Source organism: Pseudoalteromonas sp. NZS127, assembly GCF_015864805.1.
Taxonomy (GTDB): domain Bacteria; phylum Pseudomonadota; class Gammaproteobacteria; order Enterobacterales; family Alteromonadaceae; genus Pseudoalteromonas; species Pseudoalteromonas nigrifaciens.
This window is the reverse complement of sequence record NZ_JADYWN010000055.1, coordinates 1-1,186: the sequence shown is the minus strand read 5'-3', so window position 1 is coordinate 1,186 and position 1,186 is coordinate 1. Positions and strand designations below refer to the sequence as shown.

1 pseudogene is annotated in these 1,186 nt (G+C 66.8%); it reads left to right on the top strand.

Annotated elements, in window-relative coordinates:
* Positions 1–427: 427 nt before the first annotated feature.
* Positions 428–1,186: pseudogene (locus I6E78_RS18360) on the top strand (hypothetical protein); the annotation flags it as partial.

Genomic DNA, 1,186 nt, shown 5'->3' with positions numbered 1-1,186 from the left:
AAGGCAGAATACGACGCGGCCGGGAAGAACACTGCAGCCTACCGCGACCAACTGGCCGATGCGGTCAAAGCTCAGAACGCAGCAAACGTCGAACTCGTAACGCTGCGCGCCAACCAGAAGGCAGCCAACGCCGAAGCCTCGTCGGCCGTGGCCGAGCAAGGCAAACTGGAGACCCAGTACAAGAAGAGCGCGGCACAGGTCGAACGCCTGGACACCGCCCTGAACAAGCAGAACGAGGCGCTACGTCAGGCGACCACGGCGGCCGAGGCGCTGGGGCTGTNAGAACGAGGCGCTACGTCAGGCGACCACGGCGGCCGAGGCGCTGGGGCTGTCCACTGCAGACGTAGCTGCGGCTGAGGGCAAGCTGCAGGCGATCTTCAACTCTGGCGTTCAGACCGTAAACGCGCGCAACGCAGCGCTCCGCGAGATGGCAGAAGCCAACCGCCTGCTCGCCATCGAAGAGAAGGCAGTTGCAGACCTGCTGGCACGCGGCCAAGCGGCGCTGCAGGCCGAGACACTGGCCCAGCGCGATGCGGCGCGGGCCACGGAGCAGTACGCGGCCACAAAGCGCGAAGCGGCTGCGGCCAACGATGCCTGGCAGAAAGAGGCCGAGGCCCTGGTCAACGCGGCCCACGCCGCCCAGCAACTGGCCCGCGAGACCGAGATTTTGGCTGCGGCCCAGCGTGAACTCGCCAACCAGAACGCCTTCGAGAAGCAGGCCACCGAAGCGCAGAAACTGCTGCAGGCGGCCCAGTACGTCAAGTTCTGGGAGAACGCGCTGGAGCAGGCCGAGACCCAGGTCAAGCAGACCGCTGACGAAGCCCAGAAGGCTGCCCAGCGCATCGACAACGCCTTCGGCACGCTCGGCGTGCGCTCGGTGCAGGCCGTCCAGCAGGAAATCGCCGAGACACGCGCTGCGATGGCAACCCTGGCGACCACTGCCGGGCAGACGGGTGCACAGCTCTCCGGCGCCTTTGCTGCGGGCGAGAACAAGATCAAGGTGCTGGAGCGGGAAATCCGCGAGCTGACCGGCACGCTGACCACCGCCGACAAGGCGGCCGGCCTGTTCAAGAACTCGCTGGGCCAGATTGCGGCCGGCAACCTGATCGCGGACGCCGTGGGCGCGATTGTGGAGCGCGTCAAGGACATGGGTCGCCAGTTCATCGCCTCGGTCGTGCAGCTCGAC